Genomic DNA, 12,926 nt, shown 5'->3' with positions numbered 1-12,926 from the left:
ACTCTGCTGTGGCGGCGAGCAGTCCGAGCACGGCCAGCGGGGGCGCGAGGCCGCAACATCCACAGCAGGGCCGCGGGCGAGGGCCACCGCCACGACAGCGGTCAGGTCGCGCGCCAGCACGGGCATGGCTCTCCTCGACCTCCACGGGCACCTGTGTGGCTGCGTTCGGGTGAGTGACCGGGTTCGGTTTGGCCGGATACTTGCTACTGTCGAGTAGGTATCGGCAACGTGAGGTGAGGCGCCATGACCGACTCCGCTGAGGACACCGTCACCGCGTTCCTGGCTGCGCTGGAGGACCTGGACGTGGACCGAGCGCTCAGCTACGCGGCGCCCGGCATCGTCTACCAGAACGTGCCGCTGCCCGCCGCGCGCGGGATCCGCGCCGTGGGCGGGCAACTGCGGGCGATGGCCAAGGTGGGCAGCGGCTTCGAGGTGCGCATGCACAGCATCGCCACCAAGGGGACCACCGTGCTCACCGAGCGCACGGACGTGCTCAAGGTGGGCCCGGTGGCCGCCGAGTTCTGGGTGTGCGGCACCTTTGAGGTGCACGAGGGCCGCATCACCCTGTGGCGCGACTACTTCGACTGGCCGACATTCCTGTTCAGCTGGCTGCGCGGGGCGGTGCGAGCGGTGCTCAGGACACCAGCTCGGCGATCTTCCTGATCGCGGTCACGTCACCCTGCACGAGCAGGGTCGTGATCACGGTCTCCTGCCAGGCGGGCAGTTCGGCGCGGATCTTGTCGGCCGGACCGATCAACGCCACGTCCTCCACCAGCGCGGTGGGCACCGCGGCGATGGCGTCCTTCTTGTTGCCCGCCAGGTAGAGCTCCTGGATGAGGTCGCACTCCTTCTCGTAGCCAAGGCGCGCGATGACGTCGCGGTGGAAGTTGGCCCCCTTGGCCCCCATGCCGCCCACGTACAGCGCGATGAACGGCCGGATCAGGTCGGCCGCCTGCTCCACGTCCTCGTGCACCAGCACCGGCACGCTGGCGGCCACCTCGAAGTCGGCCAGGGTGTGCCGTGCCCCGGGCTTGGCGAAGCCCTGGGCCAGTGCCTCACGGTAGAAGGCGTCGGCCTTGGGGGAGAAGAAGAGCGGCAGCCAGCCGTCGGCGATCTCGGCGGCCAGCGCCACGTTCTTCGGGCCCTCGGCGGCCAGGAAGATCGGGATGCTGGGGCGCAGCGGGTGCACCGTGGGCTTCAGCGGCTTGCCCAGCTTGGCCCCGCCGGGGTGCGGCAGGGTGAAGAACTCGCCCTGGAACTCCACCGGCCGCTCGCGGGCCACCACCCTGCGGATGATTTCCACGTACTCCCGGGTGCGGGCCAGCGGGCGCGGGTAGGGCTGCCCGTACCAGCCCTCCACCACCTGCGGGCCGGAGGCGCCCAGCCCCAGCACGAACCGGCCGCCGGACAGGTGGTCCAGGGTGATCGCGGCCATCGCCGCCGCGGTGGGCGTGCGGGCGGCCATCTGCATGATGTTGGTGGCCAGCCGGATGTTCTTCGTGGCGGCGCCCCACCAGGCCAGCGGGGTCAGCGCGTCGGAGCCGTACGCCTCGGCGGTCCACACCGAGTCGAACCCCAGCCGGTCGGCCTCCAGCACCGCCTCGGCCACCCCCGCGGGCGGCCCGGCCGACCAGTACCCGGTGTGGTAACCCAGCTTCATCTCGTCTCCTCCTACGCCTGGGCGGGCACGACGCCGTCGGCCACCAGTCCGGCCAGTACCGCCTCGCTCAGCGCGGTGGCCGCCGACTGCGGGCGGACCATCACGGTGAACGTGGAGATCAGCCCGTCCGAGTTGACCTGCACCATGTCGATGCCGTGGATCTGCGTCTGTCCCACCCTGGTGCGGAACACCAGCACGTGCGACTCGGGATCGCCCTCGTCCAGGCTGCCCGCGAACTCCCCGACGTAGCGGAAGTCCTCGAAGGTGCGCAGCAGCACCCGGAACAGGGCGGTGACGGCGGCGACGCCCTCGAACGGGCGGAACTTCACCGGGCTGAAGAACTGGATGTCGGGCGCGAACAGCGCGGTGACCGCGTCGAGGTCGCGGTCCTGCACGGCGGCGCGGAGTTGGGCGGCTGCGGACACGATGCCCTCCTAGTCAGAAAATTGACTAGTCGCAGTCTTGCCTAGACAATGTTCTCCGGTCAAGGGAGGTGGGCGGATGGCGTTGCGGCACGCGGTACTGGCCACGCTGCTGGACAGCGAGTACAGCGGCTACCAGCTGGCCAAGGTGTTCGACACGGGGGTGGCCAACTTCTGGCACGCCCTGCCCCAGCAGCTCTACGCGGAGCTGACCAAGCTGGAGGCCGAGGGCCTGGTCACCGGCCGCAGGGTCATCCAGCTCGACCGGCCCAACAAGCGGGTCTACACGGTGACCGAGGCCGGTCTGGCCGAGCTTGTGCGGTTCACCGAGGCGCAGTCCAAGCCCTCGTTCATCCGTGACGACCTGCTGGTCAAGGTGCACGCCGTGGACCGCACCACGGTGTCGGCGGTGCTGGCCCAGTTGGCGGAGCGCGCAGAACAGGCCGAGGCCAAGATCGAGATGTTCGACGGCCTGCTCCGGCAGTTGCGCGGGGACCTGGACGAGCAGCGGTTCCTGCACGAGGGCGAGCGCGTCGGACCGTACCTGACCTGCCTGCGGGGCAGGCGGTTCGAGCAGGAGAACCGCGACTGGTGCCGCGACACCGCGGACCTGCTCAACGCGAGACTGGGAGCACACCGGGATGGGTGAGTACACGCGCTACGTGGCACTGGGCGACAGCCAGACCGAGGGGATCGGCGACGGCGACGAGCTCAGCGGTTACCGGGGCTTCGCGGACCGGCTTGCCGAGCAGATCGCGGCGAGCTCACCGGGCCTGCTCTACGCGAACCTGGCCGTGCGCGGCCGGCTCGCGGGCGAGGTGCGCGCCGAGCAGTTGGCGCCCGCGCTGGCGCTGCGCCCCGACGTGGCCACGGTCATCGCCGGGCTCAACGACGTGATGCGCCCCAAGTTCGACGCGGCCCAGGTGGCCTCGGACCTGGAGGCGATGTTCGCTGGCCTGACCGGGATCGGGGCCCGCGTGGCCTCGGTGACCTTCCCCGATATCGCCCGCATCGCGCCGGTCGCGCGTTCACTGCGGCCCAGGGTGCTCGAGCTCAACGCCAGGATCCGCGAGGCCGCCGCGCGGCACGGGGTCGCGCTGTTCGAGGCGTTCCCGTACTCGGTCACCACCGACCTGCGCATCTGGAGCGCCGACCGCATCCACGCCAGCCCGCTGGGCCACGCCCGCATCGCCGCGGGCCTGGCGCACGCACTGGACCTGCCCGGCAGCGACGACAGTTGGCGCCTGCCCCTGCCCGGCCCGGCGCCCGCCACCACGGTGGTCACCGAACTGCGCTGGCTCGGCGGTTTCCTCGGCCCGTGGCTGTGGCGGCGGGTGCGCGGGGTCTCCAGCGGGGACGGCCGGGTCGCCAAGCGGCCCGACCTGACCCCACTGACGGCCTAGCCCGCCGGGACTCGCCTGCCCCTGGCCGGGACTAGCGTGCGGCTGAGCGGGACTCGCCTGCCTCAAAGCGGGACTAGTGCGCCGGTAGCCGCCCGGACTCGCCTGCCCCAGGCCGGGACTCGTGCGCGGTCGACCGACCCCGTCCCGGCTCGGCGGGACTCGCCTGCTCCAGAGCGGGACTCGTGTGCGGCCGCCCGGGGCTCATGCGCCTCAGAGCGGGACTCGCCTGTCCCGTACCCGGACTCGCGTGCGCCTGGCCGGGACTCGCCTGCCTCAAAGCGGGACTAGTGCGCCGGTAGCCGCCGGGACTCGCCTGCCCCAGGCCGGGACTCGTGCGCGGTCGACCGACCCCGTCCCGGCTCGGCGGGACTCGCGAGCCCCAGCGCGGAACTCGTGCGCCCCAGCGCAGGACTCGTGGGCCCCTGGCCGGGAGCCTGCGCCTGGCCGGGACTCGCTTGCCCTTGGCCGGGACTCGCGTGTCCCGGACCGGGACTCGTGCGCCCCAGCGCGGGACTCGTGGGCCCCTGGCCGGGAGCCTGCGGCTGACCGGGACTCGCGGGCCCCAGGCCGGGAGCCTGCGGCTGACCGGGACTCGCGAGCCGATGGCCGGGACTCGCGTGCCCCGGGCCGGGACTCGCGGGTTGGGGGTCAGAGCAGGTCGGGGCGCTGCCAGTCCTTGCCGTGTACGTGCTGGGACAGCCAGGCGAACACGGTCTCGTACCAGACCTTGGAGTTGCCCGGGGTCAGCACCCAGTGGTTCTCGGTGGGGAAGTACAGGTACTTGCACCGCACCCCGTGCCGCAGCAGGTCGAAGTACAGCCGCATTCCCTCACCGACCGGCACCCGGTAGTCCTTGTCCCCGTGGATGACCAGCATCGGCGTCACGATGTCGGCCACCCGCAGGTGCGGGGAGTTGGCGGCGATCCGCTCCTGGTCGCGCAGCGGGTCGCCCATCTCGCGGATCCAGTAGTACGAGTAGTCCGTGGTGCCGGTGAACGCGTCCAGGTTCCACAGCGAGGCGTGCGTGACGATCGCGTTGAACCGGTCGGTCTGGGTGGCGATCCAGTTGGCCATGTAGCCGCCGAAGGAGCCGCCCATCACCGCCGTGCGCGTGGCGTCGATCTCCGGCCGGGCCACGGTGGCGTCGGTGACGGCCATCAGGTCGGTGAACGGGGCGCCGCCCCAGGCACCCCAGCCCGGCTCGATGAACTCCTGGCCGTACCCGGTGGACAGCGCGGGGTCGGGCAGCAGCACGGCGTAGCCGCGGGCCACCGCCAGCCACGGATTCCACCGCCAGGACCAGGAGTTCCAGCTCATCAGCGGACCGCCGTGCACCCACAGCAGCAGCGGGGCGGGGTTGTCCGCCGAGGCGTCCTCGGGCACGGCCAGCCAGGCGCGCACGGTGCGCCCGTCGGCGACCGTGGTCTCGACCTCGGTGAGGGTGCCCGGCACGCGGTCCACCGCGCCCGGCGCGGGCAGCACCTGACCGGTCTGGTCCGCCTGGCGCGGGTCCAGCCGGACCGGCTGGGCGGGGTGCGCGATGGTGGCCCGCAGCGCGTACAGGGCGGAGCCGTCCGCCGCGACGCACAGGTCGGTGAACGCCCCGCCCTCGGTGAGCCGGGTGATCTCGCCGGAGCCCAGGTCCAGCCGCCACAGCGGGCGGCGACCGCGCTCGTTGCTGGCGAAGTACACCGCGCTGCCGTCCGGCGCGGGCACCGGCTCCTCCGGCCAGTGCGGGAAGTCCGGGGCCAGCTCGGTGATCTGCCCGCCGTCCAGTTCCACCCGGACCAGGGCGTAGCGCGGCGGACCGTCCGCGGTGGACTCGGTGCAGCGCATGCACAGCACGGAGTTCGAGTCCGGCATGAACACCGGGGACACGTAGGAGTAGACGGTCCCAGGCCGGTCCGCCACGTCACCGGCCAGCAGCCGGTCGCCCGCACCGTCGGTGCCGACCAGCCGCACGGTGGAGCGCTCCCCGTACGCCGCGCTGACGTCCACGTCGGCCACGTAGGCGACCCAGCGGCCGTCGGGGCTGATCGCCGCACCGCCGGAGACCCGCCGCTGCCCGCTGGCGGCCAGCTCGGTGGCCTCCCCGGCCCGGCCGCTGGTCTGCTCCAGCGCGGGCAGGGACACCAGCCGCGTGCGGTCCGGCCCGAGGTCGCTGTCCCAGTGCCGCACCGGGTAGTCCTCGTGCAGGATCGCGGTCACCCCGGCGTCCTCACGGGCCTTGCGCCGATCCTTGTCCTGCTGCCCCAGTTCGGCGCCGACCAGGCCGTCGGTGGCCACGACCAGCGCGCCGGTCCGCTCGGCCACGGCGAAGCCGGACACCCCGCCCGCCGGGCCGTAGACCTGCCTGGCCTCCCCGGTGGGCGGCAGCAGCCACAGCGCGCTCTTGTCGCTCTCCTCGCCGGGCTTGGCCTCGGTGTCGGCGCGGGCCGTGACGAACAGCAGCGAGCCGTCCGGGGTGAACTCGGCGCCGCCCTCGCCCTTGGCGGCGCGGGTCAGCCGCTGCGCGGGCCGCTCACCAGCCGGGTCGACCTGCCACAGCGCGCTGCGCCAGGACTTGCCGTCCGGGGCCAGTTCGCTGACGGCCGTGACCAGGCGGGTGCCGTCCGGGGACAGCGCCAGCGAAGCCAGCCGGGGCAGGGCGTTGTAGCTGTCCAGGTCGTTGAAGGGGTGCTCAGTCATTGTCGGCGACCCCCGCCCGCGCACGGGTGAACTCCCAGGCGTCGCCCACGATCGAGGCCAGGTCGGTGTGGGTGGGCTTCCAGCCCAGTTCCTCGCGGGCCCGCTCGCTGGAGGCCACCAGCACGGCCGGGTCCCCGGCGCGGCGCGGGGCCACCTCGGCCGGGATCGGGTGCCCGGTCACCGCACGGCAGGTGTCGATGACCTGCTTGACGGAGAAGCCGAAACCGTTGCCCAGGTTGTAGATCCGGTGCTCGCCCTGGGTGGCGTGCTCCATCGCCAGCAGGTGCGCCTCGGCCAGGTCCACCACGTGGATGTAGTCCCGCACGCAGGTGCCGTCCTCGGTGGGCCAGTCCGTCCCGTACATCTGCACCTGCGCGCGCTGGCCCAGCGCCACCTGTAGCACGATCGGGATCAGGTGGGTCTCCACCGCGTGCCGCTCACCGTAGTTGCCGTACGCCCCGGCCACGTTGAAGTAGCGCAGGCTCACCGCGCCCAGCCCGTGCGCCGCGGCAAAGGAGGTGATGGCGTGGTCGATGGCCAGCTTGCAGGCCCCGTAGGTGTTGGTGGGCCGGGTCGGCGCGGTCTCCAGGATCGGCACCTGCTCCGGCTCGCCGTAGGTGGCCGCCGTCGAGGAGAACACCAGGCGGCCGATCCCGTTGTCCCGCATGGCCTCCAGCAGCCGCAGCGAGGTCACCACGTTGCCGTTCCAGTACAGGCCGGGCTGCTGCATGGACTCGCCGACCAGGGACTTGGCCGCGCAGTGCAGCACCCCGTCGAAGCCCTCGGCAAGCAGGGGACCGGCCACCTCGGCCAGGTCGCCCTCGACGAACCGGGCACCGGCCGGGACCGCGTCCGCGTGGCCGGTGGACAGGTCGTCGACCACGACCACCTCGTGGCCCGCCTCCAGCATCCGGGCGGCGCTCACGCTGCCCACGTAGCCCGCTCCGCCAGTGACCAGCAGCTTCACCGCGAGGTTCCTCGATTCTCGTTGTACGGCAAGGGGTGTGTGTCAGTCCCGGCCCGCGCCGGGGGAGGGCACCGCGACGAACAGCCGCGGCGCGGTGAGCTCGTGCCGCGCGTAGGCGGCGGTGACCGCGCGCTCCACCTCGGCCCGCTGCCCGGCCCGCACCAGCGCGATGGCCGAGCCGCCGAAGCCGCCGCCGACCATCCGGGCGCCCAGCGCGCCCGCCGCCAGCGCGGCCTCCACGGCCACGTCCAGTTCCAGGCAGGACACCTGGTAGTCGTCCCGCAGGCTGGCGTGCGAGGCGGTCAGCTCCCCGCCGATCTCGTCCAGCCGCCCCGATCTCAGCTTGTCCACAGTGGACAGCACGCGTTGGTTCTCGGTCACCACGTGCCGCACCAGGGGGCGCAGCGGCTCGGGCAGCCGGTCCAGCGCACCGGCCAGCCCGGCGGGCTCCAGTTCGCGCAGGGAGGGCAGGCCCAGCAGTCGCGCGGCCTGCTCGCAGCCGCGCCTGCGGTCCCCGTAGGCCGACTCCACCAGCGCGTGCTTGGCCCTGGTGTCGATCACCAGCACCTCCAGCCCCGCGGCCTCGGCGTCGAAGGGCACCTGCTCGGACTCGCCGGAACGCACGTCCAGGAACAGCACGTGCCCGCGCACGCAGCACAGCGAGGCGGTCTGGTCCAGCAACCCGGTCGGGGCGCCGACGAACTCGTTCTCGCAGCGCTGCACCCAGCGCGCGATGCGCGGGCGTCCGGGGCCACCCGGCTGGTCGGGGTCGATACCGGCCAGCCCGAGCAGGGCGAGCGCGGTGGCGCACTCCAGCGCGTGCGAGGAGGACAGGCCCGCGCCGGTCGGCACCGTGCCGGAGATGACCAGGTCGGCCCCGGTGACCGGCACGCCCTCGGCGGCCAGCACCCAGGCGACCCCGGCGGGGTAGGCGGCCCAGCCGCGCGGCGAGCCGGGGCGCAGGTCGGCCACCCGCACCGGCTCGGCCTGCTGGAACTGGCCGTCGTCGCCGAGGCTGGCCACGGTCAGCAGGCCGTCCTCGCGGCGCTGGGCGGCCACGGCCGTCCGGTGCGGCAGCGCGAAGGGCAGCACGTAGCCGTTGTTGTAGTCGGTGTGCTCACCGATCAGGTTGACCCTGCCCGGCGCGGACCACACCCCCTCGGGAGCGTGGCCGTGCAGCTCGGTGAAGGCCTTCTCGGCGCGCTCCGCGGGTGGACTCTGGGGGCTCTGCCCCCAGGGGGCGCTCCCTCGGGCGCTGTGGTCCGTGTTGTCGGCGGACATGCCGGTCGGACGATCCGAGGAACTGATCACCGCGCGTGGACCAGCACTGCGTGCGCGATGGCGGCGTCCAACTTGGCCACGTTGCCCGCGCCGTGCACCTCGACCATGGCCGCGGCGGCGGGGCCGCCCTCGATGCGGACCACGTTGCCCGGGAGCAGGCCCACCGACTTCAGCTCGGCCATCAGGTACTCGTCGCTCTGCACGTGCTCGGCGATCCGGCGCACCTCGACCTGGCCGCCGCCGCGGCGGGCGACCTCGTCCACCCGGACCAGCCCCGGTTCGGCGGGCGGGGCGGGGCGGCCGCCCTCACCGAGCCGGTCCAGGCCGGGGATCGGGTTGCCGTAGGGCGAGGTGGTGGGGTGGCCGAGCAGCGCCACGAGCTTGCGCTCCACGGCCTCGCTCATCACGTGCTCCCACCGGCAGGCCTCGGCGTGCACCTGTTCCCACTCCAGGCCGATCACGTCCACGAGCAGGCGCTCGGCCAGCCGGTGCTTGCGCATGACGGCCACGGCCAGGTCCCGGCCCGCGTCGGTCAGCTCCAGGTGCCGGTCATCGGCGACCACCAGCAGCCCGTCGCGTTCCATCCTGGCCACCGTCTGGCTCACCGTGGGACCACTCTGCGCCAACCGCTCGGCGATGCGGGCGCGCAGCGGTACCACGCCCTCCTCTTCGAGCTCGTAGATCGTGCGGAGGTACATCTCGGTGGTGTCGATGAGGTCGTTCACAACCGTTCCCCTAACGTCGAGAACAATAGTAGTCGCAGGCACCGACAAGTCCCTGGCCACCGGTACCGGGCAGGATGGGGCCGTGCAGCAGCTGATCTCCCCCGAGTCCCTGGCCGACCTGCTCCGCACCGATCCGCCGGTGCTGCTCGACGTGCGCTGGAGCCTGACCGGGCCGCCGGGCGTGCAGGCCTACCAGGAGGGCCACCTGCCCGGCGCCGTGTTCGTTGACCTGGACACCCAGCTGGCGGCCGAGCCCGGCGCGGGCGGCAGGCACCCGCTGCCGGAGCCCGCGCGGCTGCGGGAGGTGCTGCGCGCGGCGGGCGTGCGGGCGAATCACCCGGTCGTGGCATACGACGGGGCCGACGGCTCGGTGGCGGCGCGGGCCTGGTGGCTGCTGCGCTGGGCGGGCCACGAGCAGGTGGCGGTGCTCGACGGCGGCTACGCGGCGTGGACGGCGCTGGGCCTGCCGGTGACCACGGACCTGCCCGACCCGGAGCCGGGGGACGTGGCGGTGGTGCCGGGCGGCATGCCGGTGCTCGACGCCGAGCAGGCCGCGGCGCTGGCGGAACGGGGGGTGCTGCTGGACGCGCGGGCCCCGCAGCGCTACCGGGGTGAGGTCGAGCCGGTGGACCCGCGCGCCGGGCACGTGCCCGGCGCGCTCAACGCCCCGTTCTCCGGCCACCTCGGACCGGACGGCCGCTGGCTGGCCTCCGCCGAGCTGGCCGCGCGCTTCCGGGAGATCGGGGTGCGCGACGGCCAGCCAGTGGGGGCCTACTGCGGCTCCGGGGTGACGGCCTCCTCGGTGGTGCTGGCGCTGGAGCTGGCGGGCCTGGGCCCGGCGAGCCTGTACGCGGGCAGCTGGTCGCACTGGTGCACCGACCCGAGCCGCCCGGTCGCTACGGGATGAACTCGATCTCCGGGTACCTGCTGGACGGCCCGTCCAGCAGCCCGGAGTCGCAGTGCCGCACCTGGAGGTCGAAGAAGGCGTCCAGGTAGGCGCGCTGCGCCGAGGTGGACCGGTCGGCGTCCACGGTGCCGATCGGCGGGACCGCCTTCTCGGCCGGGATCACCTTGGCGCGCACCAGTTGTGCCACGACCTGTTGCAGGTCCGTGTAGCCCATGTGCGCACCGGCGGGCAGGCTCAGCTCCCGGTGCCAGCCGGTGGTGTGCGACCAGAAGCTCGCCCAGGTCGGGTCGTCGCCCCGGCCGTGCGTGCCCGCGCCCATCAACAGGAACGGCCGGTCCAGCCCGCTGTCGGCCACCGAGCCGAACAGCGTGCCGTCCAGGTCCACCCCGGCGGCCACGCGCCGGTCCTCGGTCATCACCTGGGCGGCGGTCGCCCCGCCCAGCGAGTGCCCGAACATGGCCGGGTGGCTCAGGTCCAGCGCCCGGCCGAGTCCGCGCGGCAGCGGGCGCCGCTCCGCGTCGGGGTTGTCGCCGCGGGCCAGCACGGCGAGTTGGTCGAGCACGAACCGCGTGTCGGCCACCCGCACGTCCAGCGCCTTGCCGATGACCTGCTTCTGCTGGGCGGGATCGGTGGGCATCGGCGGCTGCTGGCTCGGCTCCAGGTGCCCGTCGGGGAACTGCACGGCCCCCGCGTCCCCGGGGTGGTCGATGCTGACGACCACGTAGCCGCGGCTGGCCAACTCCTCGACCTGGCTCGCGCCCAGCCCGCGCTCCATCCCGTAGCCGGGGGAGTACAGCAGCACGGGGTGCTCGCCGGGACGGGCCGGTGCGCCGGAGTGTGAGCGGCCCACGGGAAACCGCACCGCGCTCAGGTCGACGTCCAGCGCCTTGGCGACCGCGGCGCGGAAGGCCTCGGTGGTGTTCGTGGGCAGCCACGGCGCCAGCGGATAGCGCTCGGTGTCACGGGCCGGGTAGGTCACGGTGACCATCAGCTCGCGACGGCCCGTGCCGCCCCACGGGTCCTGTCGGTTCTGGTCGACCAGGTGCAGTTCCACGCTGCCCAGCCGCTCGTGGCCGGTCGGCGCGGGCAGTGTGGTCTGGATCGGTGCCGCGGCCGAGGCGGGCACGGCGGTGGCCAGCACGGCGGTGATGGCCGTGACGAGTCCGAGTGCGGTTCTCATCGGAGGAACTCCACTTCCGGGAAGCACGGTGACGGGCCGTCGAGCAGCCCGCTGTCGCGGTGCTTGAGCTGGAGGTCGAAATACGCCGCCAGGTACGCGCGCTGGGCGGCGACCGAGTGGTCCGGGTCGATGGTGCCGATCAGGGGCTTGGCGCGGTCGGCGGGCACAGTGCCCGCGGCGACCAGTTGGCCCAGCACGGGTTGCAGGTCGGTGTAGCTGATGTGCGCCGAGCCGGTGAGCTTGAGGTTCACGTGCCAGCCGCGCAGGTGCGACCAGAACGTGGCCCAGCTCGGATCGGTCGTGCGGTCATGGTCCTGGCTGGCCACCAACAGGAAGGGCCGGTCCAGACCGGAGTCCGCGACGGGGCCGTGGATCGCCCCGTCCAGGTTCGCCCCGACCGCCACGCGTGCGTCCACGGCCATGACCGAGGCGGCGGTGTTGCCGCCCAGCGAGTGCCCGAACATGCCGGTGCGGCTCAGGTCCAGTGCACGGTCCAGACCCGGTGGCAGCGCGCGGTGTTCGGCGTCGGGGTTGCCGCCGCGGGCCAGCACGGCGAGTTGGTCGAGCACGAACCGCGTGTCGGCCACCCGCACGTCGAGCGCCTTGCCGATGTCGGGGTTCGTCGGCTGCTTGCCCGGTTCCACCCGTCCACCGGGGAACTGCACGGCGGGCGCCTCGTGGGTGTGGTCGATGGTGACGACCACGTAGCCGCGGCTGGCGAGGTCCTCGACCTGAGCCGTGCCCAGTTCGCGGACACTGCCGTAACCGGGTGAGTACAGCAGCACCGGGTGACGGCCCGCTGCCGGTGCGCCGGTGTGCGCGTGCGAGTCGGGCAGCGGCACCGCGCTGAGGTCGATACCCGATTGGCTGACCAGCTGGACGAACGCGGGCGCGACCCCGGAGGGCAGCCAGGGCGCGGCCGGGTGCTGCTCGGTGTCCCGCGCCGGGTAGGTGATACTGACCATCAGCTCGCGGTGTGCGGGGCTGTCGGTCCACGGATCGGTCCTGGCCGGGTCGACCAGGTGCAGCTCCACGGTGCCCAGCCGGTCGTGTCCGGTGGGCGCGGGCAGTGTCGGCCGCACCGGTGCCGCGGCGGCGGGTGCCGCCGTCACCAGGGCAGCCGCCACCGCAGCGACCACGGCAGTCGCTGTGCGCATGAATCCCCCTCTAATTCTGTTGTGGTTGCCTCGCCAGGTAGTCGCCGACCGCGACGCCGAAGAGCACGGCCCCGCACAGGAAGAAGCCCTCCACCAGCGCGGTCTGGCCGGTCGACCAGGTGCGCAGCGCGGCGGGCAGCAGTCCCAGGTCCAGCAGCATCTCCTGGCCGAGCCCGTTGATCGCGTGGGCGCCAGGCCCCACGCAGGCGATCCAGCCCAGGGTGGTGAGCAGCCAGCGGGGCACCCCACGCCCCCACGGCCGCACCAGCGCCAGGGCCAGCACGACTCCCAGTGCGCCCATCGCGGCGGCCAGCGGGGCGGGGCCGAACAGCGGCAGTCCGCGGTGGGCCGTGTCGCCGAGCACGGCGGTGCCGCCCAGCGCCCAGTGCACGTTGGCCGCGGTGTAGACGGCCGCCCACGCGCCCGCGGCGTATCCGGACGCGGTGAGCAGGCCCCGCCTCGTGCGGGGCCTGCCGATCGTGCGGATCATGACGTCAACGATGGCGTGCGGACCCCGCCCGGCGCTTCCCTCTGCG

General features: G+C 73.3%; 13 protein-coding genes. 4 read left to right on the top strand and 9 right to left on the bottom strand.

Annotation, left to right across the window (positions count from 1 at the left end; all coding sequences use genetic code 11):
• The first annotated feature begins 243 nt into the window (after positions 1 to 243).
• Entirely contained in the window at positions 244 to 663 is a 420-nt protein-coding gene (locus tag KALB_RS33990) for a limonene-1,2-epoxide hydrolase family protein (RefSeq protein WP_025360138.1), read from the top strand.
• Here the strand turns inward: KALB_RS33990 and KALB_RS33985 are convergent.
• Entirely contained in the window at positions 635 to 1,660 is a 1,026-nt protein-coding gene (locus KALB_RS33985) for an LLM class F420-dependent oxidoreductase (RefSeq protein ID WP_025360137.1), read from the bottom strand. The genes KALB_RS33990 and KALB_RS33985 overlap by 29 nt on opposite strands.
• 11 nt (positions 1,661 to 1,671) lie before the next feature.
• A complete protein-coding gene (locus tag KALB_RS33980; RefSeq protein WP_201771850.1) occupies positions 1,672 to 2,085 on the bottom strand; it encodes a nuclear transport factor 2 family protein in 414 nt (137 codons plus the stop codon).
• A 76-nt stretch (positions 2,086 to 2,161) separates the two neighbouring features.
• Here KALB_RS33980 and KALB_RS33975 point away from each other — a divergent pair, with 76 nt between their 5' ends.
• Together KALB_RS33975 and KALB_RS33970 are read left to right on the top strand one after the other, a co-directional pair.
• Positions 2,162 to 2,731 (top strand): PadR family transcriptional regulator, encoded by a 570-nt coding sequence (locus KALB_RS33975; RefSeq protein WP_025360135.1) that lies wholly within the window; start codon positions 2,162 to 2,164, stop codon positions 2,729 to 2,731.
• Complete coding sequence (locus KALB_RS33970; protein ID WP_025360134.1) at positions 2,724 to 3,485, top strand: SGNH/GDSL hydrolase family protein; 762 nt, start codon at positions 2,724 to 2,726, stop codon at positions 3,483 to 3,485. The genes KALB_RS33975 and KALB_RS33970 overlap by 8 nt, the downstream gene beginning before the upstream one ends.
• Before the next feature lie 648 nt (positions 3,486 to 4,133).
• On the opposite strand, the gene KALB_RS33965 is transcribed toward KALB_RS33970, so the two are convergent.
• Genes KALB_RS33965 through KALB_RS33950 form a run of 4 tightly spaced genes read right to left on the bottom strand, consistent with a single transcriptional unit; the run spans position 4,134 to position 9,146 of the window.
• On the bottom strand, positions 4,134 to 6,173 hold the full coding sequence (locus tag KALB_RS33965; protein WP_025360133.1) for a S9 family peptidase: 2,040 nt from the start codon (positions 6,171 to 6,173) through the stop codon (positions 4,134 to 4,136).
• Positions 6,166 to 7,140: a UDP-glucose 4-epimerase GalE gene (galE, locus tag KALB_RS33960; protein WP_025360132.1), complete on the bottom strand. Its 975-nt coding sequence runs from the start codon at positions 7,138 to 7,140 to the stop codon at positions 6,166 to 6,168. Before galE ends, KALB_RS33965 begins: the two co-directional genes overlap by 8 nt.
• 42 nt (positions 7,141 to 7,182) lie before the next feature.
• On the bottom strand, positions 7,183 to 8,421 hold the full coding sequence (gene galK / locus KALB_RS33955; RefSeq protein WP_081790014.1) for a galactokinase: 1,239 nt from the start codon (positions 8,419 to 8,421) through the stop codon (positions 7,183 to 7,185).
• A gap of 26 nt (positions 8,422 to 8,447) precedes the next feature.
• Entirely contained in the window at positions 8,448 to 9,146 is a 699-nt protein-coding gene (locus tag KALB_RS33950; RefSeq protein ID WP_025360130.1) for an iron-dependent transcriptional repressor DtxR, read from the bottom strand.
• An 82-nt stretch (positions 9,147 to 9,228) separates the two neighbouring features.
• Between KALB_RS33950 and KALB_RS33945 the strand changes: the two genes are divergently transcribed.
• Positions 9,229 to 10,053 (top strand): sulfurtransferase, encoded by an 825-nt coding sequence (locus tag KALB_RS33945; RefSeq protein WP_025360129.1) that lies wholly within the window; start codon positions 9,229 to 9,231, stop codon positions 10,051 to 10,053.
• Here KALB_RS33945 and KALB_RS33940 read toward each other — a convergent pair.
• Genes KALB_RS33940 through KALB_RS44530 form a run of 3 tightly spaced genes read right to left on the bottom strand, consistent with a single transcriptional unit; the run spans position 10,043 to position 12,880 of the window.
• Positions 10,043 to 11,233 (bottom strand): alpha/beta hydrolase family protein, encoded by a 1,191-nt coding sequence (locus KALB_RS33940; RefSeq protein ID WP_025360128.1) that lies wholly within the window; start codon positions 11,231 to 11,233, stop codon positions 10,043 to 10,045. The genes KALB_RS33945 and KALB_RS33940 overlap by 11 nt on opposite strands.
• Complete coding sequence (locus KALB_RS33935; protein ID WP_030109004.1) at positions 11,230 to 12,390, bottom strand: alpha/beta hydrolase family protein; 1,161 nt, start codon at positions 12,388 to 12,390, stop codon at positions 11,230 to 11,232. Before KALB_RS33935 ends, KALB_RS33940 begins: the two co-directional genes overlap by 4 nt.
• 10 nt (positions 12,391 to 12,400) lie before the next feature.
• The gene (locus KALB_RS44530) at positions 12,401 to 12,880 is read right to left on the bottom strand and encodes a hypothetical protein (RefSeq protein WP_025360126.1); all 480 of its coding nucleotides are present in this window, start codon (positions 12,878 to 12,880) and stop codon (positions 12,401 to 12,403) included.
• Between the last annotated feature and the right edge of the window lie 46 nt (positions 12,881 to 12,926).

This window comes from Kutzneria viridogrisea DSM 43870 (assembly GCF_000525635.1).
In the GTDB taxonomy this organism is placed as follows: Bacteria; Actinomycetota; Actinomycetes; order Mycobacteriales; family Pseudonocardiaceae; genus Kutzneria; species Kutzneria viridogrisea.
This window is presented reverse-complemented; position numbering and strand designations above follow the sequence as displayed.

Bases quoted from the DNA above. Each gene is read 5' to 3' on its own strand.
- KALB_RS33990 (WP_025360138.1), top strand. From the start codon at position 244: ATGACCGACTCCGCTGAGGACACCGTCACCGCGTTCCTGGCTGCGCTG.
- KALB_RS33985 (WP_025360137.1), bottom strand. From the start codon at position 1,660: ATGAAGCTGGGTTACCACACCGGGTACTGGTCGGCCGGGCCGCCCGCG.
- KALB_RS33975 (WP_025360135.1), top strand. From the start codon at position 2,162: ATGGCGTTGCGGCACGCGGTACTGGCCACGCTGCTGGACAGCGAGTAC.
- KALB_RS33970 (WP_025360134.1), top strand. From the start codon at position 2,724: ATGGGTGAGTACACGCGCTACGTGGCACTGGGCGACAGCCAGACCGAG.
- KALB_RS33965 (WP_025360133.1), bottom strand. From the start codon at position 6,173: ATGACTGAGCACCCCTTCAACGACCTGGACAGCTACAACGCCCTGCCC.
- galK (WP_081790014.1), bottom strand. From the start codon at position 8,421: ATGTCCGCCGACAACACGGACCACAGCGCCCGAGGGAGCGCCCCCTGG.
- KALB_RS33940 (WP_025360128.1), bottom strand. From the start codon at position 11,233: ATGAGAACCGCACTCGGACTCGTCACGGCCATCACCGCCGTGCTGGCC.
- KALB_RS33935 (WP_030109004.1), bottom strand. From the start codon at position 12,390: ATGCGCACAGCGACTGCCGTGGTCGCTGCGGTGGCGGCTGCCCTGGTG.
- KALB_RS44530 (WP_025360126.1), bottom strand. From the start codon at position 12,880: ATGATCCGCACGATCGGCAGGCCCCGCACGAGGCGGGGCCTGCTCACC.